The organism is Rhodococcus tibetensis, from assembly GCF_024438035.1.
Lineage (GTDB): Bacteria > Actinomycetota > Actinomycetes > Mycobacteriales > Mycobacteriaceae > Rhodococcus_F > Rhodococcus_F tibetensis.
The window spans coordinates 19,446-43,438 of sequence record NZ_JANFQF010000032.1; the positions used below are offsets into that span (position 1 = coordinate 19,446).

The 23,993-nt window shown below is 65.0% G+C and carries 27 protein-coding genes; 16 read left to right on the forward strand and 11 right to left on the reverse strand.

Annotated features, from left to right (window positions below):
* Positions 1 to 14: 14 nt before the first annotated feature.
* On the reverse strand, positions 15 to 479 hold the full coding sequence (locus NOF53_RS25875) for a hypothetical protein (protein WP_255974266.1): 465 nt from the start codon (positions 477 to 479) through the stop codon (positions 15 to 17).
* A 116-nt stretch (positions 480 to 595) separates the two neighbouring features.
* On the opposite strand from NOF53_RS25875, the gene NOF53_RS25880 reads away from it, so the two are divergent.
* Positions 596 to 1,315, forward strand: a complete 720-nt coding sequence (locus NOF53_RS25880) for a TetR/AcrR family transcriptional regulator C-terminal domain-containing protein (RefSeq protein ID WP_255974268.1) — start codon at positions 596 to 598, stop codon at positions 1,313 to 1,315.
* A 231-nt stretch (positions 1,316 to 1,546) separates the two neighbouring features.
* Positions 1,547 to 1,987, forward strand: coding sequence for a MerR family transcriptional regulator (locus tag NOF53_RS25885; protein WP_308213873.1), 441 nt, complete (start codon positions 1,547 to 1,549; stop codon positions 1,985 to 1,987).
* Positions 1,988 to 2,125: 138 nt separating this feature from the next.
* On the opposite strand, the gene NOF53_RS25890 is transcribed toward NOF53_RS25885, so the two are convergent.
* Positions 2,126 to 2,332: a zinc-ribbon domain-containing protein gene (locus tag NOF53_RS25890; protein ID WP_255974272.1), complete on the reverse strand. Its 207-nt coding sequence runs from the start codon at positions 2,330 to 2,332 to the stop codon at positions 2,126 to 2,128.
* A 221-nt stretch (positions 2,333 to 2,553) separates the two neighbouring features.
* Between NOF53_RS25890 and mddA the strand changes: the two genes are divergently transcribed.
* Complete coding sequence (gene mddA, locus NOF53_RS25895; protein ID WP_255974274.1) at positions 2,554 to 3,336, forward strand: methanethiol S-methyltransferase; 783 nt, start codon at positions 2,554 to 2,556, stop codon at positions 3,334 to 3,336.
* 5 nt (positions 3,337 to 3,341) lie between these two features.
* Here the strand turns inward: mddA and NOF53_RS25900 are convergent, their stop codons facing one another.
* Positions 3,342 to 3,497: a hypothetical protein gene (locus tag NOF53_RS25900; protein WP_255974276.1), complete on the reverse strand. Its 156-nt coding sequence runs from the start codon at positions 3,495 to 3,497 to the stop codon at positions 3,342 to 3,344.
* Between the two features lie 439 nt (positions 3,498 to 3,936).
* On the opposite strand from NOF53_RS25900, the gene NOF53_RS25905 reads away from it, so the two are divergent.
* Both NOF53_RS25905 and NOF53_RS25910 read left to right on the forward strand, forming a co-directional pair.
* The gene (locus tag NOF53_RS25905) at positions 3,937 to 4,680 is read left to right on the forward strand and encodes an SDR family oxidoreductase (protein ID WP_255974278.1); all 744 of its coding nucleotides are present in this window, start codon (positions 3,937 to 3,939) and stop codon (positions 4,678 to 4,680) included.
* A 109-nt stretch (positions 4,681 to 4,789) separates the two neighbouring features.
* On the forward strand, positions 4,790 to 5,674 hold the full coding sequence (locus NOF53_RS25910; RefSeq protein WP_255974311.1) for an AraC family transcriptional regulator: 885 nt from the start codon (positions 4,790 to 4,792) through the stop codon (positions 5,672 to 5,674).
* Positions 5,675 to 5,905: 231 nt separating this feature from the next.
* Here NOF53_RS25910 and NOF53_RS25915 read toward each other — a convergent pair whose 3' ends face one another.
* Positions 5,906 to 7,414, reverse strand: a complete 1,509-nt coding sequence (locus NOF53_RS25915) for a protein adenylyltransferase SelO (protein ID WP_374212674.1) — start codon at positions 7,412 to 7,414, stop codon at positions 5,906 to 5,908.
* 223 nt (positions 7,415 to 7,637) lie between these two features.
* On the opposite strand from NOF53_RS25915, the gene NOF53_RS25920 reads away from it, so the two are divergent.
* The 6 genes from NOF53_RS25920 (at position 7,638) to NOF53_RS25945 (ending at position 13,954) form a co-directional block, all read left to right on the forward strand.
* Positions 7,638 to 8,603, forward strand: coding sequence for a thiamine pyrophosphate-dependent dehydrogenase E1 component subunit alpha (locus NOF53_RS25920; RefSeq protein ID WP_255974282.1), 966 nt, complete (start codon positions 7,638 to 7,640; stop codon positions 8,601 to 8,603).
* Between the two features lie 13 nt (positions 8,604 to 8,616).
* Positions 8,617 to 9,648 carry an alpha-ketoacid dehydrogenase subunit beta gene (locus tag NOF53_RS25925; protein WP_255974284.1) on the forward strand — a complete coding sequence of 344 codons (1,032 nt, stop codon included), beginning with the start codon at positions 8,617 to 8,619 and terminating at the stop codon, positions 9,646 to 9,648.
* Between the two features lies 1 nt (position 9,649).
* On the forward strand, positions 9,650 to 11,215 hold the full coding sequence (locus NOF53_RS25930; RefSeq protein ID WP_255974286.1) for a dihydrolipoamide acetyltransferase family protein: 1,566 nt from the start codon (positions 9,650 to 9,652) through the stop codon (positions 11,213 to 11,215).
* Between the two features lie 9 nt (positions 11,216 to 11,224).
* The gene (lpdA, locus tag NOF53_RS25935; RefSeq protein ID WP_255974288.1) at positions 11,225 to 12,634 is read left to right on the forward strand and encodes a dihydrolipoyl dehydrogenase; all 1,410 of its coding nucleotides are present in this window, start codon (positions 11,225 to 11,227) and stop codon (positions 12,632 to 12,634) included.
* 68 nt (positions 12,635 to 12,702) lie between these two features.
* On the forward strand, positions 12,703 to 13,719 hold the full coding sequence (gene lipA / locus NOF53_RS25940) for a lipoyl synthase (RefSeq protein WP_255974290.1): 1,017 nt from the start codon (positions 12,703 to 12,705) through the stop codon (positions 13,717 to 13,719).
* Positions 13,712 to 13,954, forward strand: coding sequence for a DUF3263 domain-containing protein (locus NOF53_RS25945; RefSeq protein ID WP_255974292.1), 243 nt, complete (start codon positions 13,712 to 13,714; stop codon positions 13,952 to 13,954). The genes lipA and NOF53_RS25945 overlap by 8 nt, the downstream gene beginning before the upstream one ends.
* Here NOF53_RS25945 and NOF53_RS25950 read toward each other — a convergent pair.
* The 3 genes from NOF53_RS25950 to NOF53_RS25955 form a co-directional block, all read right to left on the reverse strand.
* On the reverse strand, positions 13,933 to 15,171 hold the full coding sequence (locus NOF53_RS25950) for a GAF domain-containing protein (RefSeq protein WP_255974313.1): 1,239 nt from the start codon (positions 15,169 to 15,171) through the stop codon (positions 13,933 to 13,935). The genes NOF53_RS25945 and NOF53_RS25950 overlap by 22 nt on opposite strands.
* Positions 15,146 to 15,496 carry a hypothetical protein gene (locus tag NOF53_RS27995; RefSeq protein ID WP_374212675.1) on the reverse strand — a complete coding sequence of 117 codons (351 nt, stop codon included), beginning with the start codon at positions 15,494 to 15,496 and terminating at the stop codon, positions 15,146 to 15,148. The genes NOF53_RS25950 and NOF53_RS27995 overlap by 26 nt, the downstream gene beginning before the upstream one ends.
* Positions 15,497 to 15,575: 79 nt before the next feature.
* Positions 15,576 to 16,367 carry an SDR family NAD(P)-dependent oxidoreductase gene (locus NOF53_RS25955; protein ID WP_255974294.1) on the reverse strand — a complete coding sequence of 264 codons (792 nt, stop codon included), beginning with the start codon at positions 16,365 to 16,367 and terminating at the stop codon, positions 15,576 to 15,578.
* A 539-nt stretch (positions 16,368 to 16,906) separates the two neighbouring features.
* On the opposite strand from NOF53_RS25955, the gene NOF53_RS25960 reads away from it, so the two are divergent.
* Positions 16,907 to 17,095, forward strand: a complete 189-nt coding sequence (locus NOF53_RS25960) for a hypothetical protein (protein ID WP_255974295.1) — start codon at positions 16,907 to 16,909, stop codon at positions 17,093 to 17,095.
* A gap of 53 nt (positions 17,096 to 17,148) precedes the next feature.
* On the opposite strand, the gene NOF53_RS25965 is transcribed toward NOF53_RS25960, so the two are convergent.
* The 4 genes from NOF53_RS25965 to NOF53_RS25980 all read right to left on the reverse strand — a co-directional run bounded on the left by NOF53_RS25965 (position 17,149) and on the right by NOF53_RS25980 (position 19,833).
* Complete coding sequence (locus NOF53_RS25965) at positions 17,149 to 17,796, reverse strand: nucleoside/nucleotide kinase family protein (RefSeq protein WP_255974297.1); 648 nt, start codon at positions 17,794 to 17,796, stop codon at positions 17,149 to 17,151.
* 24 nt (positions 17,797 to 17,820) lie between these two features.
* Positions 17,821 to 18,267, reverse strand: a complete 447-nt coding sequence (locus NOF53_RS25970; protein ID WP_308213875.1) for a DUF6114 domain-containing protein — start codon at positions 18,265 to 18,267, stop codon at positions 17,821 to 17,823.
* An 89-nt stretch (positions 18,268 to 18,356) separates the two neighbouring features.
* Complete coding sequence (locus NOF53_RS27810) at positions 18,357 to 19,292, reverse strand: AraC-like ligand-binding domain-containing protein (RefSeq protein WP_255974299.1); 936 nt, start codon at positions 19,290 to 19,292, stop codon at positions 18,357 to 18,359.
* 4 nt (positions 19,293 to 19,296) lie between these two features.
* Entirely contained in the window at positions 19,297 to 19,833 is a 537-nt protein-coding gene (locus NOF53_RS25980; RefSeq protein ID WP_255974301.1) for a MarR family winged helix-turn-helix transcriptional regulator, read from the reverse strand.
* A 115-nt stretch (positions 19,834 to 19,948) separates the two neighbouring features.
* On the opposite strand from NOF53_RS25980, the gene NOF53_RS25985 reads away from it, so the two are divergent.
* The 4 genes from NOF53_RS25985 to NOF53_RS26000 all read left to right on the forward strand — a co-directional run.
* The gene (locus NOF53_RS25985) at positions 19,949 to 20,911 is read left to right on the forward strand and encodes an MBL fold metallo-hydrolase (RefSeq protein WP_255974303.1); all 963 of its coding nucleotides are present in this window, start codon (positions 19,949 to 19,951) and stop codon (positions 20,909 to 20,911) included.
* Between the two features lie 38 nt (positions 20,912 to 20,949).
* Positions 20,950 to 22,542 carry an FAD-dependent monooxygenase gene (locus NOF53_RS25990; RefSeq protein WP_255974305.1) on the forward strand — a complete coding sequence of 531 codons (1,593 nt, stop codon included), beginning with the start codon at positions 20,950 to 20,952 and terminating at the stop codon, positions 22,540 to 22,542.
* 56 nt (positions 22,543 to 22,598) lie between these two features.
* Positions 22,599 to 23,318, forward strand: a complete 720-nt coding sequence (locus NOF53_RS25995) for a GAF and ANTAR domain-containing protein (RefSeq protein WP_255974307.1) — start codon at positions 22,599 to 22,601, stop codon at positions 23,316 to 23,318.
* Positions 23,319 to 23,532: 214 nt separating this feature from the next.
* On the forward strand, positions 23,533 to 23,993 hold a 461-nt coding region (locus NOF53_RS26000; protein WP_255974309.1), incomplete at its 3' end, for an Hsp70 family protein.

Consider the following 23,993-nt stretch of genomic DNA (forward strand, 5'->3'; position numbering starts at 1 on the left):
GTTTCAACCGCCGGTCAATGTGTGACGCCGTGGCTGGTGGCAACTCGATCCGCGCGGTGGCCGAACGGATGCCGCCAGTCACGTCGCCCATCCCGCTGGTCACGGGGATTTGTTGCGTGTGGCGTCCTGTCGCCTGTGTCCGGGTCCGTGGCGACCATGTCGCGCTGCTCGGCTAGGCGGTCCCGGTCCTGGTAGGCGTCCGCTGTCTCCTGACGAGAATCCTTCAGGTCGTGGCGAGCGAGGCGGCCGCGACGGGCGGTCCGTCGAGCCCCGGCCAGCAGCAGGCTCAGTCCGAGTAGGCCGACTGCGCCGACGACGATGCCGTAGAGAAATAGGGTTCCGGTGGAGCCGGTGACGTGATACCCGAACACGGCGAAATCGTCGGTCAGCGCGTGCCCGTCGCCGCTGTTGGTCAACACGCCCGCGAGGCCGATTATCACGGCGGCGAGCAGAATGACGAGTCCGAAGATGATGATCATGGCGGCCTCCCGGGCCTACGTTGTAGTACCCAGTCAACTCCTGAGCGCACAGGTTGTCAACGGTGTAGGACTACGCTTTAGGCCTACAGTAGAGGAAGAGCGAAAAGGAGTTTGTGATGGCGAAGGTGCCCGCTCGTCGCACGGCCGACCCCGCCGAAAACGGTTCAGAAAGTGGTTCGCTGACCAGGGATCTGATCCTTTCGTGCGCGCTCGATATTCTCGACCGCGACGGCATCGACGGACTCACGATGCGCCGCCTCGGCAAGGCCCTCGGCCGGGACCCGATGACCCTGTACAGGCACGCGCCGAACAAGGCCGCCCTCCTCGACGGCATCGCCGAAATCGTCCTCGAGCAACTCGTCGTCGATACCGAGGACGGTGACTGGGTAACCCAACTACGTACCGTCGCCCGGAGCTTCCGCCGTCTGGCGCTCGATCATCCCCACGTCGTCCCGTTGCTGGTCACAAGGCCTCTGGCGACGCCCCTCGGGCTGCGGCCGCTGGGAAGTCTGCGCCCGCTCGAGAACATCCTCAGGTTGCTCACCCGTGCCGGCTTCACCGGCGCCGACGCCCTGCACGTCTATCGGGCCTTGTTCGGCTTCCTGCACGGTCATGTCCTCAACGAACTACAGGAACTTGTCGAACAGCCCGATGAAACCGACGACCTGCTGCGCCTGGGACTGCACCGGCTACCTATCGGCGACTTCCCGCTCTTGCGCGGTCTCGCGCCGGTCCTGGCCGCCTACGACGGCGCCGCCGAACTCGAACGCGGCCTCGACATCCTCTTCTCCGGCCTGACCGCAACACAGACCTCGGCAGCTCAGCCCCTGCGGTGAGCTGAACCCGATAGCGTCTGAAATCCCTGGTCAACCGGTTCCAAAATTTCTATAGTCGCGGCTGTAGACATTGAGGCATCTCCGTTGTAGAGTTCCTGTCGTTGCAAGGAAAGAGTTCACGAGGTGCGGGAGAGAATGAACTGCCCGCAGAGAAGTACCGCAAGACACGGGCGTGACGGGGCAAGAGTTGATGTGAGTGTGTGAGGCCCCGGCACATCCGGAAAAAGTGCAGTGAACAAGGAAGTGAAAACCGCTCCGGCCCCCGGTGCCTCACGGCGCCGGGGGCCCTGTCCGTGTGAAAGGTGTTATCCCATTCAGGACGATTCACCCGACCGCAACCCGGCCGGGAAGCTCGACGACGAGGACTACCCGGCCTACAGCATGGGCCACGCCGCCGAGATCCTCGGCGTGACACAGGCATTCCTCCGCAGCCTCGACGCCGCGAAGCTGCTCACCCCCGGACGCTCCGAGGGCGGCCACCGCCGCTACTCCCGATACCAGCTCCGGCTCGCCGCCCGAGCCCGCGAACTGATCGACCAGGGCACGGCACTCGATTCCGCGTGCCGCATCATCATCCTCGAAGACCAACTCGCCGAGGCCCGACGCATCAACGCCGAACTCCAGCACACCCACCGCCCGTTGACGGGCGGGCCCGGCCCTGCACTCGGCTGAAAACACCACCGACCCTTGCCGAATGCCAATCGAGGTCGCCGGCCAGGTCGCATTCATGGGGTCTGACAGGTGTCGTTTCTGTTCGGGCGATGGCGACGGCGCTCCGTCAGGAGGGTTGCGTCGCCGGAATTAAGGCGCTCAGACTTCGACGGCGGTGCCGCAGATGCCACATTCCTCTAGCTGCCGGCGCTGCCAGCGTGCGAGCGGAACGAAGAACAATGTGAACTGCTTGAATTCCCGCATCCGTGCCCACTGGGTGGTGTTGTGGCAGTGCGGGCACGTTCGGGTCTGCCCCGAGCCAAGGTGTTGCCGCTTGGTGCCGTAGCCGAATAGAAAGAACACCACGCCAGCATAGAGCGATCGTCAGTAGACGGTCATCGGTTGGCAATACCCGATCGATGTTGCGGCACTCCTCGGGCTGCACGGCTACGACGTAGCAGACCGTTGCGACAGTGCCGCCGCCGCTCGGGGTGCGGTGAGTCGCACCCAAGGGTTCCTTGTTCCGCTCCTCTCTCGATCGGAGACTTCGGTGCGTCGGAGAAAACCCAGCGATCGGAGAAGACACCATGGCCGAGACGGTCGAAGCACCGCGGGCGCCGCACACACCTGCGGTCGTCCGCACCCTGGTCACCGGGTACGGAGTGGTCGTCTACGCCACATTCCTGGTCGTGTTCCTGTACGCGATCGGATGGGTCGAGGGCCTCGTCGTGCCTGACACGATCAACGATGGTCCCGACGCTCCCGTCGCGATCGCCGTGGTCATCGACGTGGCGCTACTGACGGTCTTCGCCATGCAGCATTCGGTGATGGCCAGGCCCTGGTTCAAGAAACGATGGACCAGGATCGTCCCCCAGTCGATGGAGCGCTCGACATACGTATTGTTCGCCACGGCGGCGCTGGCGCTGCTGATGTGGCAGTGGCGTCCGTTACCCGGGCACATCTGGAATGTGGAGGTCACCTGGGTCCGCGTCGCACTGTATGCCGTGTCACTCGGCGGATGGGCCCTGGTGCTGGCAGCGACGTTCGCCATCGACCACTTCGATTTGTTCGGGCTGCGCCAGGTGCTGCGGAATCAGAGCGGAAAGTCGGCTCTTCCCAGTCGCTTTCGGACACCGATGCTGTACCGGGTGATCCGGCACCCGCTGTACGCCGGTTTCGTGATCGCGTTCTGGGTGGCGCCGACGATGACCTGGGGCCGATTGTTGTTCGCTGTCGGAACCACCGGATTCATCCTGGTGGCGGTGCGCTTCGAGGAGCATGACCTCGTCGATACGTTCGGTGACGACTATCGCACCTACCGCTCGCGGGTGCCGATGCTCGTCCCGCGGATCGGCTCGCGAGCGCGGTAGCGTCCTCAGAGGCAGCCGGCGATGTCGATGGTCTCGAGCAGGGCTACGAGCTTTCCTCCCGCGGCCGCATCCCACCGAGACAGTGCAGGCCTTCCGCGACGCGCAGCGGAGAGTGCAACCAGCTGGCCGCCTGCGCCCACGTTGCTGTATCTGAGCCGCATACAGCGGGGCCAGATTCTGGTTTCGACTCCACCGTGACTCCAGCCTCGAAAATGGTCAGGCGAAACTGACCATGACAGGCTCACAGGCACCACAGCAGATCAAACTACAAACGCCGCTCCCCGGCGGACACTCCCCGCAGCTGTCCGGCTCGAGGGCTCGCCAGAATCTCCACAGGACCCGAAATACCCTTGACTCTCCTGAGATTTCGGGCTCACCTGCCCACGGGATGCGCAGCGTTGCGTCGTATGAGCCGCGGCTCCTTCGCTGCCGTCGAGCCTGTGTAACGGGCCGACGAGAACAGTGCCGAAGCGAACTGATGCCCGCCCTCGCGGCCGTGACGGGGCCTTCTTGCGTTCTCGGATCCGGTCAGACGATTGATGAAGAATCCCAGACGCTTCGGCATTGAAGCGCCGTGTGTGGCGACGATAGCTTTGCCGTATGAAAACAGTGCTCATCACCGGATGCTCCTCAGGCTATGGACTTGCGACCGCGCAGCGGTTCCACCGCGAGGGCTGGAATGTCATCGCCACGATGCGTACGCCCCGTGAGGACGTGCTGCCGCCGGCCGACCGACTGACCGTCGTGCCGCTTGATGTGACGAATGCAGCGAGCATCGAGGCCGCGGTGGAATCCAGCGGGCCCATCGACGTGCTCGTCAACAACGCAGGTATCGGCGCGGTAGGGGCGTTCGAGGCAACGCCGATGTCCGTCACGCGAGAATTGTTCGAAACTAACACGTTCGGCGTGATGGCGATGACCCAGGCGGTCGTGCCTCAAATGCGCGAACGGCGCGCGGGTGTGGTCGTGAACGTGACCTCCAGCGTGACGCTGACCGCAATGCCACTCGCGGCGGTCTATACCGCGAGCAAGATGGCCATCGAAGGATTCACCGCATCGCTGGCGCTGGAACTCGACTACTTCAATGTCCGGGCCAGGCTCGTGGAGCCCGGATATGGTCCGTCGACGCAATTCACCGCGAACGGGAGTCAACGTATGGAGGGGATGGTCCCCGATGACTACGCGGCGTTCGCAGATCCCATCTTCGCCGCCTTCGGCCGACCCCGGCCGACCACAACCGCGGAAGACGTCGCCGAGGTGGTCCTACGGGCTGCGAACGACACCTCCGAACAGTTGAGATTCCCGGCTGGGGAAGACGCGGTGGCGCTGGCCCAGTCCGCCTGAGGCAAATCGCGAAGCGGGGGTGGCGGGTCTTGGGTAGCTTGACGGTGTGCAGACACGCCGCTCCGAGGATGTGGAGCCGTCCCCCGCCGACCGCCTGGGTCCGGTCGAAATGCTGATCTCCCTACTGCGTCCCAGGACGGTCTCGTCGAAGATCATCAGCGGAGCCGGCGAATGGAGTGTGCGCAAACCGCGGTATGCAGATCCGGCATTCTGCCTGATGCTCGAAGGCGCATGCCTGCTTTCGCTCGACGGACTCGACACGATCGAACTCCAGCGTGGCGATTTCCTTCTCCTTCCCGATATGCCCGGATTCGTCCTCGCCAGCGGACACGACGTCGAACCGACCGTCCTGCCACTGGAGCCGCAGGCCAGGGAAACGCGCCACGGCAGCGGTGAAGGCACCGTCACGATGAGCATGCTCGGCGGGTACTTCCGATTCGAGCCTGCGAATGCGTCCCTTCTTGCGCCACTGTTGCCGCGCGTCGTTCTGGTTCGCCGGAATGAACCGAGAGCAACGCGACTGCACCGGATCGTCGAGCTCATCGCTGACGAGGCAGACTCAGAGGCGCCCAACGGCTTGATTCTCGAACGGCTTGTCGAAGTGCTGTTGGTCGAGGCGATGCGACTGCGCACCGCGCCGGCACCGGGTGCGGAGCGCGGTTTGATCGCGGGACTGTCAGACCCCGCGCTGGCTCCGGCGTTGCGCGCAATGCACGCCGACCTGGCGTACGGCTGGACTGTCGAGCGCCTCGCGCGGGAGGCGAGCGTCTCGCGGGCGGTCTTCGCGGAAAGATTCAGCCGCGCAGTGGGTATGCCGCCCATGCAGTACCTGCTCCATTGGCGCATGACTGCCGCGAAGGACATGCTCCGGGCCGAGAGCCTGTCGATGACCGAGGTGGCGCGGCGCGTCGGATATCAATCGGCAACCGCATTCACCAACGCTTTCACACGACTTACCGGGAACTCACCGAGGAAGTTCGCGAGGTCCGAGTGACACGCTGCACCGCAGTTGGAAACCGCCGAGAACTTCCGGTCCTGTGAATAATTCAGCACTATCGTGCATCCGCCAGAACTCGATGATTTCCTCGGAAGCTGACCTTCTCGCCACGGCATCATCGATGTCATCGGGGCTCGTCGGAGGATGCAGGATGCAACGGAGGTCTACCGAGGGCGACGGGCCGAGGGGCCCTGGGCGACGCGCCGGGCCCGAAATCGTGCGCCCAACTCATGTGCCGCAGAACGTTTGGAAGGTCGTACCGAATGAGCGCGGTGCGGGTGTGGTGTAGTCGGACCACTCGTCGCGGCGGTCGAACGGATGCGTGACGACCTCCAGCAGCTTCTCGAACGGGGCGAGCTCACCGTCGGTCGCGGCGCGCAATGCAGCGTCGAGCTGATGATTGCGCGGGATGTACAGCGGGTTGACGCGGTCCATCGCGTCCGCCGTCTCCGCTGCCCCGCGACCATGCTTCGTCAGGGTGCCGCGCCAGCGTTCCAACCATGGCTCGATGCGCTCGCGAGGCATGAGGCCGTCGAGGGACGTCGAATTTCCGCGTAGTTCATCCGCGAGAGCACGGAAGCTACCCGTCCAGTCGGCACCGTGTTCCTCCATCAGGGTCAGCAGGTCGTCGACCAGTGCTCGATCGATGAGCTTGCCGGCCACACCGAGCTTTGCCGACATACCGGCCGCGTAGTGGCTGTCGTAACGCTCGTCGAAGGTATCGAGGACTGCCGAGACCGCGGCAATCGCGTCATCCGGCGTGGTATCGATCAGTGTGAGCAGCGTTTCCGCGAAACGCGCTAGGTTCCACTTCATGGCAGCGGGCTGGTTGCCGAACGCATAGCGGCCGCCGTGGTCGATCGAACTGAACACTGCGGCCGGGTCGAACGCGTCGAGGAAGGCGCACGGACCGTAGTCGATGGTCTCCCCGGAAATGGTCGTGTTGTCGGTGTTCATCACCCCGTGCACGAAACCGGTGAGCATCCACCTCGCCACCAGTGACGCCTGCGCCTCGACCACCGCCTCGAAGAACGCCAGGTAGCGGTCGCTCTCGAGCTTCACCGGCAGCCCGGTCAGCTCCGGGTAGTGGCGGGCTATCGCGTAGTCGGCGAGCGGCTGTAAGACCTCGCCCTGTCGGACCGCGTATTCGAAGGTGCCCACCCGCAAGTGACTGGCCGCGACCCGTGCGAGGACGGCACCGGGCTCGGCGCCGTATCGGCGAACGAGCTGGCCCGTCGCGACCACCGACAGCGCGCGCGTAGTGGGGATGCCGAGGGAATGAATGGCCTCGCTGACCAGGTATTCGCGCAGCATCGGGCCGACAACCGCGAACCCGTCGCCGCCCCGCGAGAAGGGTGTGCGCCCAGAACCCTTGAGATGCAGATCCACTCGCTGACCATCGCTGTTCGCCAGTTCGCCGAGCAGCAACGCTCGACCATCCCCGAGGAGCGGTGCGTACCCACCGAACTGATGGCCCGCATACGCCATCGCCACCGGCTTGGCCCCGGCCGGCGCTGTCGATCCGGACAGGATGCCGACCCCGTCCTCGCTACGCAGTGTCGCTGCGTCCAACTTCAGCGTCGCCGCGAGCTGCTCGTTGAGCACGAGCAACTTGGGGTCAGGCGCATGAGTGCCCTGCCACGGCACCGTCAGGGCGCCCAGCTCGTCGGCAAAAGTGCTCTCGAGGCCGGCCACCGCGGTGTTCGTGCCCACCGAGGGATCTGGGATTGCAGCCATCATTCGAGGGTAACCAACGGCGGTGTTCGAGGTTCGGGTCCGGCGCGTCGTCCGGCTGCGGCGTACTGATTGCAATCGGCTGCAACCTTTATTGCGTGTGTCATATCGCCCTACATTCATGACCCGGGTCACACGAGCCACGAGGCAACAAGAGGTTGGACCGTCGTCGTAATCGTAGGTGGGCCCAGCACAGAGGTCCCAATGGAGAAAACAGAGGAGAGCAATGGCGCTGACCAAGAGTGCATTACTGAGCGCGTATCGGAAGATGGCGGAAATCCGGGCGTTCGAAGACCGTTTGCACGAGGAGAACGCCACGGGTGACATCCCAGGGTTCATCCATCTGTACTCCGGTCAGGAAGCGATTGCTGTCGGGGTGTGCGAAAACCTCGAGGACACCGACTACATCGGGTCGACGCATCGCGGGCACGGTCATTGCATCGCCAAGGGCTGCGACCTCCACGGCATGATGGCAGAGATCTTCGGTAAGGACGCCGGCCTCTGCCACGGCAAGGGCGGGTCGATGCATATCGCCGACCTGTCGGTGGGCATGCTCGGCGCGAACGCGATCGTCGGCGGTGCCCCGTCTCTGGCGATCGGCGCCGCGTTGAGCGCGAAGACCCTCGGAAATGGCGGCGTGGCAGCGTCATTCACCGGAGACGGCGGCTCCAACCAGGGAACTGTCTTCGAGGCGATGAACATGGCCGTCGTTCTCTCGCTCCCGATTGTGTTCGTGATCGAGAACAACGGTTTCGGCGAGGCGACCGGACGTGACTACGCGGTCGGCGCACCGAGTATCGCTGGGCGGGCGTCGTCGTTCGGAATGCCGGCGACCACCGTCGACGGCACCGATTTCTTCGCAATGCACGAGGCAACCCGTGATGCCGTCGAGCGTGCCCGCAGGGGAGGGGGACCGTCCACGATCGAGGCCGTCGCGTACCGCTGGCATGGGCACTTCGAGGGCGATGCTCAGCTCTACCGCACGGCGGACCAGGTCGCCGAGCTGCGCGAGACCAAGGATCCGCTGCTGAATTTCCGCAACCACGAAGACAGCAAGAAGGTGTCGGCGAAGGAACTCGACGCAATCGAGGCCGACGCCCGAGCCCGGGTCGACGATGCCGTCGCTAAGGCGCGGGCCGCGGAGTACCCGCCGGTGGCGAACCTGTTGACCGACGTTTACGTGTCGTACTGAGGAGAGAACGAAGATGACCACGTCGAAGACGACATATCGCGAAGCGATCAAGGCCGCACTCGCTCAGGAAATGGAGCGTGATGCGACGGTGGTGCAGATCGGTGAGGATCTGCGCGGTGGCCAGGCCGGCACCAACCCCGAACTCGAGTCCGGGAAGGTCGAGGCATTCGGTGGTGTGCTGGGGGTGACGAAGGGATTGTGGACGGAGTTCGGTTCCGACCGTGTCATCGACACTCCGATCACCGAGTCCGCCATTATCGGCATGGCGGCGGGTGCAGCGCTCACGGGACTGCGCCCGGTCGCGGAGTTGATGTTCATGGACTTCTTCGGAGTCTGCTACGACGCCCTCTACAACCAGGCCGCCAAATTCCGGTACATGTTCGGTGGCAAGGCCCGCACCCCATTGGTGGTGCGTGGCATGATCGGCGCCGGATTCTCCGCAGCCGCCCAGCATTCGCAGTCTCCGTACAACGTGTTCGCCGCCGTCCCGGGTCTGAAGGTCGTCGCACCATCCAACGCGTATGACGCGAAAGGTCTTCTGATCCAGGCGATCCGAGACGACGACCCCGTCGTGTTCTGCGAGCACAAGACTCTGTACGACCTCAAGGGTGAGGTGCCCGACGCGCCGTACACGATCCCGTTCGGCGTCGCCAACTATACCCGTGAAGGCACAGACGTCACGGTCGTCGCGCTCTCGGCAATGGTGAACGCGGCCAACGCCGCCGCCGACAAACTTGCCACCGACGGCATCTCGGTCGAGGTCGTCGACCCCCGGACCGTCTCACCGCTGGACGAGGAGGGGATCCTCGAATCGGTCGCCGCAACCGGCCGGGTAGTGATCGTCGACGAGTCCGCGGCCCGATGCGGGTTCGGGCACGACGTCGCCGCCCTGATTGCGACGAAAGCGTTCGGTTCGTTGAAGGCCCCGATCGAGCTGGTCACCCCGCCGCACACCCCGGTGCCGTTCTCTCCCGTCCTCGAGCAGGCGTGGCTGCCGAACGCGGCGCGCATCGAGGCAGCCATCCGCAAGGTCGTGAGTGCCTGACATGAGCGACATCAGACTGATCGAAGTACCCAAATGGGGCCTGTCCATGGACGAAGGCACCGTGACGGGGTGGTTGATCGAGGAGGGAACGCCCTTCGCGAAGGGCGACCTGCTCTGCGAGATCGAGACCAGCAAGATCACCAACGAGTTGGAGGCACCGTTCGACGGCGTGCTCAGGCGGGTCGTAGCCAAGCCGGGCGAGACCTTGCCGGTCGGTGCGGTGCTGGCCGTATCGGCCGATGCCGCTGTCTCCGATGACGAGATCGAGAAATTCCTGACCAGCAGCGGGGCAGCCCAGGTCCCGGCGCCCGCCGAGTCCGAGCGGTCACCGGGTGGGCAGCCCACACCCGCGGAACCCGACCTCGAGCGGACCCCTTCCGCGCCGGCGGCACAGGAATCGGTGCCGGCTACGGGCACGAACACCGTTACGAGGGCGAACGGGACGACGACCGTACCGCAATCGCTCAGGGGTCAGACGAATGGTGACGTGTTCTCCACCCCGCACGCGCGCCGATTGGCGGACGAGTTGTCGATCGACTTGGGTGTGGTGAAGGGAACCGGACGCGAGGGCAGAATCTCCGTCCAGGACGTTCACGACGCGATCCGTGCGTCGGGCGGAACCGTCGCGCAAGTGCCTGCGCCGGCGCGTTCGGGTGTGCCCGGACGTTCCACCGAGGACGACAGCGCGGTCGACGCCACCCCCGTGGCACGCCGACTGGCGAAACATCTCGGCATCAATCTGCACGATTGCCGGGCGACCGGTTCCCGCTCCCGGGTGTGTGAAGCGGACATCCGGGAGGCCGAACGGAAGTTCCGCCTGCTGCCGGATGCGGCGGCAACCACATCCCTCGGTGTCCCGGAAAACGTGGACACTGCACCGGAATACGAGACTATTCCCTTCACCGCAATGCGCAAGGCGATCGGGCAGCGGTTGCAGGATTCGAAGCGCAACGCCCCGCACTTCCGGCTCACCGCCGACCTGCAGATCGACAACCTTCTTGCACTGCGCAAGGAGATCAACGCGACCGTGCCCGCGGTCAAATTGTCGGTCAACGACTTCATCGTCAAGGCTTGTGCGGCGGCGCTGCGCAAGGTGCCCGATGTCAACGTTCAGTTCGACGAGGCGAACCAGTCGTTGCTGCGGTACGCGAGCGCGGACATTTCGGTGGCCGTGGCTCTCCCGTCGGGTCTGATCACGCCGATCGTCCGGGGCGCAGAGAGCAAGACCCTCGCGGAGATCTCCAGCGAAGTGCTCTCATTGGTGACCAAGGCCAAGGCAGGAAAGCTGAGCCCCGACGAGTTCCAGGGCGGAACCTTCACCGTGTCCAACCTCGGGATGTTCGGGGTCCGCGAATTCGACGCGATCATCAACCCGCCGCAGGGCGCCATTCTCGCAGTCGGTGCCGGACATCAGTGTGCGGTTGTCGTCGACGGTCAGGTGGTTCCCCGCACAATGCTCACGGTCACATTGTCCTGTGACCACCGGGTGATCGACGGCGCCCTCGGCGCGACGTTCCTGCAAGAGCTGCGGCGTTTCGTCGAGTCACCCGCATTGATGCTGGTCTAGGGAGAATCCATGACTGACAAATACGATGTCCTGGTGATCGGAAGTGGTCCTGGTGGCTACGTCGCCGCCATCCGCGCCGCTCAACATGGACTCCGCACCGCGATGATCGAACGGGACCGACTCGGCGGCATCTGCCTGAATTGGGGATGCATTCCCACCAAGGCCCTGCTGCACGGTGCCGATGTCGCACACACGCTGGCGAATTTACGACCGCTCGGGTTTACCGCCAGCGGAATCGAATTCGACATCAATCAGCTCGTCGAATTCAGCCGTGGGGTGTCGGGTCGGTTGTCCGACGGCATCGGCTATCTGATGAAGAAGAACGGCATCGACGTGATCACCGGCACCGCCCGCTTGATCGGGAAGGGCGTTGTCGGCGTCAGGTCGGCCGAGGACGAGTCGGCGCCGCTCACGGAGTACCGGGCCGATCACATCATCCTGGCCACGGGTGCGCGCCCGCGGTCGGTGCCCGGAGTGACGCCCGACGGCGATCGGGTCTGGACCTACTTCGATGCCCTGGTCCCGAAGGAGCTTCCGAAGTCGTTGCTGGTCATCGGATCCGGTGCCATCGGTGTCGAGTTCGCCAGCCTCTATCGTGACCTCGGCAGCGAGGTGACTCTCGTCGAACTGGCACCGCAGATCCTGCCAGTCGAGGATGCCGCGGTCGCAGGCCACGTTCGGCGGCAATTCGAGAAGCGAGGAATCAGAATCCACACCGGCGCTTCCGTGTCCGAACTGGTGGTCGGAACTGATTCTGTCGCGGTGACAGTGAAGTCGGCAGACGGGACGGAGGAAGAAGCCATCGTCGACCGGGTACTCGTCGCCGCTGGCATCCAGGGCAACGTCGAGAACCTCGGGCTCGACGAACTCGGCGTCGAGGTCGACCGCGGATTCGTCACCACCGACGAGTGGTGCCGGACCACCACTTTCGGGATCTACGCGATCGGTGACGTCGCCGGCGCTCCGTGTCTGGCACACAAGGCCAGTCATGAGGGCGTGTTGTGTGTCGACAAACTCGCAGGCGCCCCGCACGTGGCACCGCTGGACAAGGACTATGTCCCCGGGTGCACTTACGCCCGCCCGCAGGTGGCCAGTCTCGGTCTTACCGAAGGTCAAGCGCGGGCGACGGGGCGACGCCTGCAGATCGGGCAGTTCGATCTGCAGGCGTCCGGCAAGGCTCTCGCCATCGACGAGGCCGACGGGTTCGTCAAGACGATCTTCGATGCCGACAGTGGTGAGCTTCTCGGCGCGCACATGGTCGGTCCCGATGTCACCGAGCAGATCCAAGGCTTCGGAATCGCGCGATCGCTCGAAGCCACCAGTGACGATCTCGCCGAGGTCGTGTTCGCCCACCCCACGTTGTCCGAGGCCATGCACGAATCGGTGCTCGCGGCGCTGGGTCGTCCGATCAACATGTAGCCGTCCGCCCGAATCGCGGTGCCCTCGGGCGCCGCGATTCGGCGGGAATCACCCCAGGAATTCGACACGTGACTGCCACACCAGGATCGTCCGACGCCGCGCAGGCTCCACCCGGCAGGAAGCTGCTTCGACTGGAGCGCCGAAATGCGGAGACCCCGATCGAACGCAAACCGAACTGGATCAGGACGAGAGCAATGATGAGCCCGGAACTCTCCGAGCTCGCGAACCTCGTCAAACGTGAGGGCTTGCACACCGTGTGTGAAGAAGCCGCCTGCCCCAACATCTACGAATGCTGGGCAGACCGTGAGGCGACGTTCCTCATCGGCGGTGAGCAGTGCACGCGTCGCTGCGACTTCTGCCAGATCGATACCGGCAAACCGGACGATCTCGACCGTGACGAACCTCGCCGGGTCGCCGTGTCCGTTCAGGCCATGGGCTTGCGGTACTCCACGATTACCGGTGTCGCCCGCGACGACCTTCCCGACGGCGGCGCTTGGCTGTACGCCGAAACCGTGCGGCAGATTCACCGGCTCAATCCCGGCACCGGTGTCGAGAATCTGATCCCGGACTTCGGTGGCAAGCCGGACCTGCTGGCCGAGGTGTTCGACTCCCGCCCCGAGGTTCTCGCACACAATCTCGAGACCGTGCCAAGGATCTTCAAGCGGATTAGGCCTGGGTTTGGATACGAGCGGTCCCTCGCCGTGATCACCGCCGCCCGCGACTTCGGTTTGGTCACGAAGTCGAACCTGATTCTCGGCTTGGGTGAGACCCCCGAGGAGGTGCAGCAGGCTATGGTCGATCTGCACGCGGCCGGCTGCGACATCATCACCCTCACCCAATATCTGCGTCCGTCGCCGAGGCACCATCCCGTCGAACGCTGGGTTCTACCAGCGGAGTTCGTCGAGCACTCGAACGCTGCACAGGAGATCGGTTTCGCCGGGGTCATGGCCGGACCGCTCGTGCGTTCCTCGTACCGCGCCGGTCGCCTCTACGCGCAGGCGATGGCGCATCATCACCGCGAACTCGCGGACCGCCTCACTCACCTCGCCTCCACACCCCCTGCCAGGAGCCTCACCCATGAATAACAGTTCGGTTATCGAAGATGCACGAGTCATCGAGTTCGCCCGTCGCTGGCTGCCTTACGGGGGCGGGAACACCGGTGACCTTCTCGTCGAGTTCGGCATGACACCCGCCGGTTACCTCGCGCGACTCCGCGAGATTCTCGACGGTCCCGCCGGTTGGCGACTCGATCCGCAACTGCGCGCCGACCTCTGCGAATTCGTCACCGCACGAGGATTTCAGCCGATCATCCGTACCTGAACATCGTTCGCGAACCGGTACGGCTGGGTGGTCAAGACGGGGCCCAAAGTCTTTCGCAGGCGCGAGATCTCGGCGCGGACGGCGACCACGTGGTCACGGTCACCGAACAATGCCTCGCTCATGGAGGCGGCGTCGATGCCGGCGGGCGCTCTGCTCGCAAGCACCCGCAGAATTTGCGCATGCCGCGGCGACAAAGCCCGCGTCCAGTCCACATCTCCCCGCACCGTCGCTCGCGGCGCCCCACCGAGATCGAGCTCGAGTTCGATGACCGCCCGCTCGTCTCGGCGACACACCAACCACCCCTCACCGAGCGGCTCGGGCACACATAAGCCCAGCCCCGGCACCAGCATTGGCTTGTCGGCACACGGAGGTGTCAAACGTTCGGGGACACCGACCCCATTGGCTTCCACGACCCAGCCGTGCCGGTCTACAACGAGTGCGCGCCCACCCACCGCGGCGAGCACCGGTGCCGCCTGCGCGCGGATCTTGTCGCGTTGGACAGTGTGTTCGCGCCACAACGTCGACTCGGCCAATCGCACCGCAGTTTGCACAAGCGCCACGGTGGTCGGATGCACCGACATCGCCGAACCGCTGATATCGACCACGCCGATCACGTCGCCGGTCCGTGGATCGTGTACCGGCGACCCGGTGCACGACCAGCCGTAGTGTGACCGCGCATAATGCTCGGCCGAAAATAGTTGCACGGGGGCTTCTTCAACCAGGGCGGTGCCGACGGAATTGGTACCGACCAGATCCTCGGACCAGCGGGCGCCTTCCACGAAGCCGAGAGCATCAGCTGCCTTGCGCACAGCACGGGAACCCTCTCGCCATAACACAACCCCGTCGGTGTCGGCGATCACCACGATGAAATTCGCATCGTCTGCTACCTCGGTCAACGTGCTCCGAAGTTCCGGAAGAACCGAGCGGAGAGAGGTTCGTGTACGGCGAGACTCGAGTTCGGAGCAGTCCGCGAGAACAACATCCTCACAGCGGGCGGGGCTGACACCACCGGCCTGCAGTCGCGACCACGACCGAGCGACGACATCACGTGGAAGCATCGGCGGTTTCTGGCCGGACAGTACCGCGTCGCGCACCTCGCTCAACAATCGTGCGTGCCGCGGGAGATCCACACCGCGACCGACAGCCAGGAGCCTTTCGCGCCTCGAACTGGTCGTACTCACACCACCGAGCCTACCGCCGAAGGTACCTGCGACCATCACCTCCCGCTGACCGAGACATCGCCACCGGGGCTCGAGCCGCATTCGAGTGCGAGCGCTTTTGGTGAGGACGAGCAATCCGGCTTTTGCGGCGGTGCCGGGTTGTGGGTCGTGGGCGGAGAGGCATCCGATGTTGATGATGGCGCCGCCCTCCGACTGCTGCTGCATCACAAGTGTTGGCTGCCTCGGCAACGGTGAACGGCGCCTGCAGGTTCAGGGCAAGGATCTTCTCCACGAAGCGTGAGAGACGGTGGCAGCGTCGTCGGCGCCGCCGGTGACGACCACGGCGCTGGCCACGGAAATCGAGAGGGTGGGGGAGCGTCACGGGAAGTCCTCTGGATTAGGAGAGCGTCAGTCGATAACGAAGCTGACCGCGCCGCAACCGTCGTCCGTGAATTCGGTGCTCAGGCGTGCGTGCCGCCGTCGATGCGGATCTCGGTGCCGGTGATGAAGGCGCCGTCGTCCGAGGCGAGCATGGCGACGACGCCGGCTACCTGTTCGGGTCCACCCATGGCGGCGCCACCGGATTCGAGGGTGGTGGGCAAGATGGGGGAGAGCTTGGCGAACAGGGTCCAGTCGGCGTCTGGGGGCACGTAACCGGCTGTGGCATCCGTGATTCCGGTCTTGATGCTGCCCGGAGCGACGCTTACCGCGCGCAGGCCCTGCTTGCCGTATTCGAGCGACAGGGCATGGGTGAACGACTGGATTCCGCCCTTGCTCGCCGCGTAGGCCGCCATGTACGGATGGGCGAACGTGGCGGAGGTGGAGCTGAAGTTCACAACCACGCTGCGCTCGCACCGCAGCAGCGCGGGCAGGCATTCGCGGACGACGATGAACGTGCCGGTCAGGTTGATGCCGATCACCTGGTTCCACAGGTCGAGGGAGGTGTCGTGGGTGTGCGAGGCGCGCAGGATGCCCGCCGCGTTCACGAGCACGTCCAGGCCGCCGAGCTTGTCGATGCTCTCACTCACGCCGTCGATCACGGACGCCTCGTCACCGATGTCGATGGTCGTGGTGTCGAGACGCTCGGCGCTGCCCGCGGCCGCGGCCAATGTCACGGTGCGCTTCAGGCCGTCGTCGGAGACGTCGGCGGCCACGACGGTGCCGCCTTCCTCGAGCAGACGGAGAACCGTGGCCTGCCCGATTCCGGACGCGGCGCCCGTCACCAGGACCCGGCGCTCTGCGAAACGATTCATGTCGATCACTCCTCGTTGTGGTCGGATCGTGTTGATCGGTAAAAAATCGTTGGCCCATTACATTTTCTGCCGGCCCCGCGGCCCAGCCACCGGAGGGGAACGTACCGGGCCCGTGCGCCCAGCTTTTCGACGGTGGCGCGTCCCACGTCGTCGAGGACCTGCTGCTTGCTGTGGGATTTCGGCCATCTCAGCTCACATCCTCGTCTCGTGGAAAATTTCGTTCGTCGGGCACGCCGGTGCCGACGGCCGAGTCTGCTGCGGGCGTCTCCGCCCCGGGAACGGGCTCTCCCGGTCATCGGAGAAGCTCGTAGCCACGGGAAACGGCGGGGCACTGTGATGTGGTTACCCGCTGACGTTTCGCGCAAGCCGGACGGGGCGGATTCCGCGACACCCGACGAAAGGCTCTTCATGTCTCGATGCGCAAGGTCCGCCGCGAACCGGCTCTCTGCCGGACCGCGGTACCTCGACATACCCCTTCTGTCCGGTGACCTGGGTGCTGCAGTAACGCAACTGAAGTCGCCACCGACGCGGTGGCATTCATGCAGGAGATGAACCGGAGCTTCGTCGACGCCACCGCTAGGCTCGCCGAGAAGTACGGCACTGTCGACCGCTACCTCGCCGAGTTACCGCACCGGCACCGCAACCGAGAAACGGAAACAAGTGATGAAACCATCGACGCCATGACAGTCGACGACCGTGGAGCGATCACTAGCACGCGGGCGTACTGATCGCCGTCGGACATGAGGGAACTCTGAGGGGAGCACCCCGGCGGAGATCTCCATTACCTGTTGACGATGACCAGGTCCGCGTGTCCCCGCGTTTCGGCGACCATCGACGCATTGATCTCGTCGGTGCCGTGGGCCCAGGCGTGGGCGGCCGGGCCCGATTTGCCGGCCGCCCGGTGCCGATCGATCAGACGAGACAGCCTGAGTTCTCGGGGCGTGTCGAGGTACCAGACCTCGTCCATCATCGTGCGTGCGCGTGGCCATGCCCCTGAAGCGGCGAGCAGATAGTTGCCTTCGGTGAACACCACGTCGACCGCGCGGGGCACCGGGATCGCGGCAGCTACGGGATCGCCGACGGCGTGGTCGAAGTCGGGTACGTAGACGACGTCCTCGTCGCGGCGGCGCAGCCGCTCCAGAAGCACCGCGTACCCGGCGTCGTCGAAGGTCGCGATAGCGCCCTTGTGATCCTCCAACCCCAGTGCACGCAACACGGTGTTGCTGAGGTGGAAACCGTCCATCGGGACCACCACCGTCGGAACACGACCCGGCAGGGCGGCGACTACCTGGTGGACCAGCGTCGATTTCCCGGTGCCGGGAGGTCCCGTGACCCCGATGATCAGCCGCTGCCCCGGCACACGGAGTTCGAGCACGCGACGGGCCAGCCTCTCGGGGTCCGCCGAGTCTGCGATCGCGTGGTTGTCCATGCCGGCGCCCGTCTGATCGTGCGGTCAGTCTGCGATAAGAGTAGTCGGCAGCTTCCGTGTCGCTGTCGCGGCCGGTGACCGATCCCCGGAATGCTCCGCCCAGGCGAGGGTAGCGGCGGCACCCAGAACGCCCATCAGCGTTCCGACTCCGAAGCCGCCGAAATTGGCCGCAGGCAGGGCGACGAGAGCGAGGAGCAGGGCGCCCACCCCTGCCGGAATCCGCGTCTTCGGCCCCACCAGCACCGACCCGGCGCACACCAGCATCGACGCACCGAGGAACAACGTCGGCACTCCCGAAATGGTGCTGATCGAGATCAGAAGGTCACCGACCTCTGCGGTGGTGTAAGCCGGGAGCAGGAGGAAGACACCGGAGACCACGAGCATGACCGCGCCCCAGAACGGGCGCACCCCGCGCCACTGCCGGAAGCGTTCCCGTCGGTTGAGCGGTGCTTCAGGTGTCAGCAGCGGCAGCCACGCGACGTGGGTCTCACTATGCCGGGATGTCGAGGGGTAATCGATTGACCGGAACGGTACAAGTATTGACTATTTGCGCACGTGTCTCACTCGGTGCGGAAGCTGCCGGGAGTGAGGCCGAAATTGGCCTTGAAAAGACGTGAGAAGTGCGTTGCCTCGGTGAATCCCCACCGTGCACCGATGGTCGCCACGGGGAGGTGCGAATAGTGTGGGTCGCTCAGGTCGCGTCGGCTCTGCTCGAGTCGGCGCTGCCGGATCCACCCGCTGACGGTGGAGTTCTCGGCCTCGAACAGCTTCTGTAGTTGCCGAGTCGACACGTGATGCGCCGCGGCGATGCGCGCCACGCTGAGCTCGGGGTCGGAGAGGTTCGACTCGATGAAGGAGTGGATCCGGAATAGCATTGCCTGATGGCGTGTCTCGGGCGGCAGGCTGTCCGTGAGTTGGAGTTGCTCAGCGAACGCGGCGGCGAGTAAGTCGAGAACGGCTTCGTTGAGATGCGCTGCTACCGACGGTGTGGTGGTGAAGACGTCCCTTCCGAGTCCTTGGAGGAAGGGTGCGACGACGGTGGCCAGCCCCTGCCTGCCGGAGATTTTGCGGGCGGTCAGTTGCGCTATCCCGGACTCGGGGACACGGAGAAGTGTCCGCGGGAACATCATGACGAGCATGCGGAACCGGTCGTCGAACGAGAGCTGGTAGGGGCGCGTCGTGTCATAGATCGCGAGGTCCCCCGGCGTCAGCGCCGCCTCTCGTTCGTCCTGGGTGAGTACGCAGTAACCCCGAACCTGAAGGCCGACCTTGTAATAACCGGGGTCGCTCGCACGGATCGTTCGAGGGGTCCGGCGAACGGTGTGGGCCGTGGCGACCACTTCGGAGAACTGAACGGAGCCGAGGTCGATCCTCCGGATGGAGCCTTCGAATTCGCCGGCTTCCGTCGACGTGTCGAGCGGGACGAAGCTGTCGACCACCGTGGCTCGGAATGCTTCGAGGTCGACTATCTTCACTACTTCGCTCGCGCCGCTCACCTGCTTACCGTCGGACGGCTGACCGCGCTGCGGAACCCGAGGCCAGCTTCTCCAGCAGTCCGATGAGCACGAGGCGCTCGGGCTCGCTGAGCGCGTCCGTCCACTGCTGCTCGCGCTGGTTGTGCACAGTGTAGGTGCTGACGATCGCGTCGTGCCCGGCGTCGGTGAGGCTCAGCTGGACCGCTCGCCGGTCGGCCATCGATGGTTCCCTCCTGAGGAGTCCGTCCCGTTCGAGGGTGTTCGCCAGGGCGGACACGGCCGCACGGCTCATGCCGGACAACTGCGCGACCCGTTTCGACTCGCAGGGGCCGGCGAGCCACAACACGAACATCACTCGGAAGCCGGGCCAACTCCACCCACTGGGTCGGTGCACGCTCGACTCGAGGTCGTACACCAGGGCGCTCGTCACCCGATGGAGCGCGAGGACCAGGCGCATCGAGATGGGATCGACCTCGGGCAGTTCCGCGGCCGTCTGCTTCACGGCGAAGTCGACGAAGGACAGAAAGTCGAGTTCGTCGGCGGGCGGAGTCGTCGAGGTCATGGCTGTCACGATAGCGCCGATCTGGCGCGTAATGATCAAAGCTTTGCATTTTCTGTGAGGGCGGTTACATTGGTTGCACCGGATGATCAATGCTTTGACTATTGAGGTGGTTTCCATGGCGACAACATCCTTCGCATCCTCGGCCGACCTGGGGGACAAGCAACAGACCCTCGAAGTGTTGGCGGACGGCGTCTACGCGCTGACCGCCGAGGGCGATCCGAACATCGGGGCGGTCGAGGGCGAGGACTTCGTCGTCTGCTTCGAGGCGCTGGCGACGCCCGTGGCTGCGCAGAGCTGGCTGACGAAGCTGCGCGAGCACACCGACAAGCCGGTGCGATACCTGGTGCTCTCGCACTACCACGCCGTCCGCGTGCTCGGGGCGTCCGCGTTCGACGCGGAGACCATCATCGCCCATGACAACACGTTGGCTCTGATCCGCGAGCGCGGAAAAGAGGACTGGGAAAGCGAATTCGGCCGCATGCCGCGCCTGGCCAAGGGTGCCGACTCCGTGCCCGGTCTCACCTGGCCCACCATGACCTTCTCCGACACTCTGTCCATCGACCTCGGTGGGGACCGGGGCACGCTGGAGCTGCAGTACCACGGACGCGGCCACACCGAGGGCGACATCGTGGCGTGGTTGCCCAAGCACCGCATTCTCTTCGCCGGCGACCTCGTCGAGGCGCAGGCAGCGTTGTATACCGGTGATGCATTCCACCGTGACTGGTCGACAGGGACCCTGGACGGCCTCGCGGCGTTGAACGCCGAGGCGCTCGTCGGCGGTCGGGGCGCTGTGTCGCGGGGACGCGAGGAGGTCGATGCCGCCATCGAGCAGACCCGGCACTTCATCGAGGTGATGCTGCGGGAGGTCGCCGCCGTGCAAGAGCGGGACGGGACGTTGAAGGAGGCCTTCGAGGCCACTCACGCCGCATTGCATGAGCAGTACGGCAACTGGCCGATCTTCGAGCACTGCCTGCCCTTCGACGTCTCCCGCGTGTGGGACGAGCTCTCGGGTATCGAACGTCCGGTCATCTGGACCGCCGAACGCGACCGTGAGGTCTGGAATCAGCTGCAGGACTGAGAGAGCCGGCGTCGCGACTATCACTTGTAGAGGGTTTCATGACAACCAAGAAGGCACCTGCCGGCACGGTCGCCGTGCTCGGCAACGGGCCCGTCGGTCAGACGACAGCGCTGTTGCTGGCGCGCTGGGGAATACGGGTGATCCTGCTGGATGCGCGGGCCGAGCGCGACCCGGTCGGTTCCAAAGCGATTTGCCAGCAACGTGATGTTCTCGATGTCTGGGACGCCATCGGAGTGGGTTCCCAGCTCGCAGAGGAGGGCGTGACCTGGGAATGTGCCCGGACATTCCACCGCGGTGAGGAACTGTTCGCGCAGACCTTCGTCGATCGGGGACGTTCGGCGTTCCCGCCGTTCGTCAACATCTCGCAGGCCCGGACGGAGGAACTGCTCGACGAGCGCATCGCGTCCAACCCGCTCATCGACGTGCGGTGGGGTCACTGTGTGACCGCCGTCGAGCAGAACGACGACGGGGTCACCATCGGCTGCGAGAACCCGGGCGGGCCTGTCGTGGTGCGCGCCGACTACAGCGTGGTCGCACTCGGTTCGCGAGCCGGCCGGATTCGCGAGCAGCTCGGTATCAGGTTCGAGGGCCGCTCGTTCGACGACAAGTTCTTGATCTGTGACATCCGCGCCGACATTCCGGGCTGGGCCAACGAACGCCGATTCTATTTCGATCCGGAATGGAACCCGGGCCGGCAAGTGCTGATCCACCCCTGCCCGGACTCCACTTTCCGCATCGACTGGCAGGTCCCCGGCGAGTACGACCTCGACGAAGAGGTGGCATCAGGGGCCCTCGACACCCGGATCCGCCGCATCATCGGGGACACCGAGTACTCGATCGTGTGGAAATCGGTTTATCGATTCCACTCGCGGGTCGCGAGCCGAATGCGGGTGGGGCGGGTTCTCCTCGCGGGAGATGCAGCGCATATCGTGTCCCCGTTCGGTGCCCGGGGTTTGAACTCGGGGGTGGCCGATGCCGAGAACGCCGCGTGGAAGCTCGCCTTCGTCATCAAGGGCTGGGCCGACGAGGAACTGCTCGAGAGCTATCACAGCGAGCGCCACGCCGCCGCACTCGAGAACATCGCGATCACCACGGCCACGATGGACTTTCTCGTCCCCCAGAACGAGTCCCAGAGCCGGCGTCGCCTCACGATCCTCGAAGCGGCGGTAAACGATGCGCAGGCGCGGGCACAGGTCGATTCGGGACGGTTGGCGGAACCGTTCTGGTACGTCGACTCGACACTGACCACTCTCGACCCCGCGCGGCCCTTCCCGGGTCGGCCCGCCCGGGGTTTCGTCCCCGACGCCGGGCCGGGCATCCTGATTCCCGATGTGCCCATACCTCTTGCGGATTGCTCGGCTGTCCGGCTGCGTGAGGTGGCACGGTCCGGTGTTCTCCTGCTGTGCGGCCCCGACGTGGACGTCGCATCCGTCCGCCGTATTGCCGCCGAAGCCACCGCCGCCCCCACCCAGGTACACGACATCGGCGGCGCACTGGCCACGACGTTGTCGTCCGGTTCGACGGATGTGTGGTTGATCCGCCCCGACGCCTACGTTTCGGCGGTAATCGACGGTGCGGACGCGGCGGGTCTGCGCTCGGCGATACGTCGGGTTACCGGGCGCGGTGCGTAAAACCCGGTAGTCGATCTTCGCGTTTGCCAAACCATTAGCCGGGGCACGCTGCAGCAATGACGCCCGGAGAGGATCCCGCTCGTCGCAACGACGATCCCACGCTGGTCTTGCTCGGCCGTACTCGCACTCTGTGCGAGGACTGCCTGGACACGGTAGGTGTAGACGGGTCGGCGGTCGCCGTGTTCGCCGGCGACACAACCCGTGACCTGGTGTATGCCACCGACTCGACCGCCGAGCGGATCGACGAGCTGCAGTTCACCCTCGGTGAGGGGCCCTGCCTCGCCGCGTACCGCTCACACAGGCCGGAGATTCACTCCGATGTGGCCGACCCCGCTGTCTCTACGCAGTGGCCGGTCTTCGTGCCGGAGCTGATCGCCCTCGGGGTCCGCGGAATCTATGCTCTCCCGCTCGGTCCGTGGAACGGGGGAAGTGTCGGTGTCCTCGAGCTGTACTGCGCCGAGCCGCGATCTCTCGACGTTGCCCAGTGCGGGGCCGCCGAGGACTGCGCCGCGATCCTCGGCCCGACTGTGCTCGAGGAGCTCGACCCCACCCGTTACCCGTCGACCTGGACCGATCCGGCGCTGTTCCCGCACGGCAACGTGCACGTCGCGGCGGGCATGATGGCAGGCCAGCTGCGTATCTCCCCGGCCGATGCGGTCTCCCGGCTGCGGGCGATGGCATTCGCCGAAGAGCGCAGGATCACCGCGCTCGCGGAAGACATCATCGCCGCTCGTCGAACATTCTCACCCGACGAATTCGGTAATGGGGCCAGATGAGCCTGTGTGCCGGGCGTTGAAGGCGGTTAAGCGGCCGTCGAGTTCGGTTCCTACGCCCGTGCGGGTTGAGCGTGGTGCGCTCAACTTGCTGTCCGGCCACCTTTCCCGGCTGTGGATGTGACGTCATGGAAACCCTTGACTGACCAGCGTATCAGTCGGAAAATTGAGTCGAATCGGCTCAAGTCTGACAACTCCAAAGCTCGAGGAGGATGAGATGGCACGCACGGTTGGTATCGACCTCGGTACAACCAACTCGGTCGTGTCCGTGTTGGAAGGCGGCGATCCGGTGGTGATCGCCAACTCGGAAGGGTCAAGGACCACGCCCTCGGTAGTGGCGTTCGCGAAGAACGGTGAGGTGCTGGTCGGCCAGCCCGCGAAGAACCAGGCGGTCACCAACGTGAGCCGGACGGTGCGATCGGTCAAACGTGAGATGGGCACGCCGTGGTCTGTGGAGATCGACGGCAAGAAGTACACCCCTCAGGAAATCAGCGCGCGCACGCTCATGAAGCTCAAGCGTGACGCCGAGGCATACCTGGGTGAGGACATCACCGATGCCGTGATCACCGTCCCCGCATACTTCGAGGACGCCCAGCGTCAGGCCACGAAGGAAGCCGGTCAGATCGCCGGCCTGAACGTGCTGCGCATCGTGAACGAGCCCACCGCGGCGGCACTGGC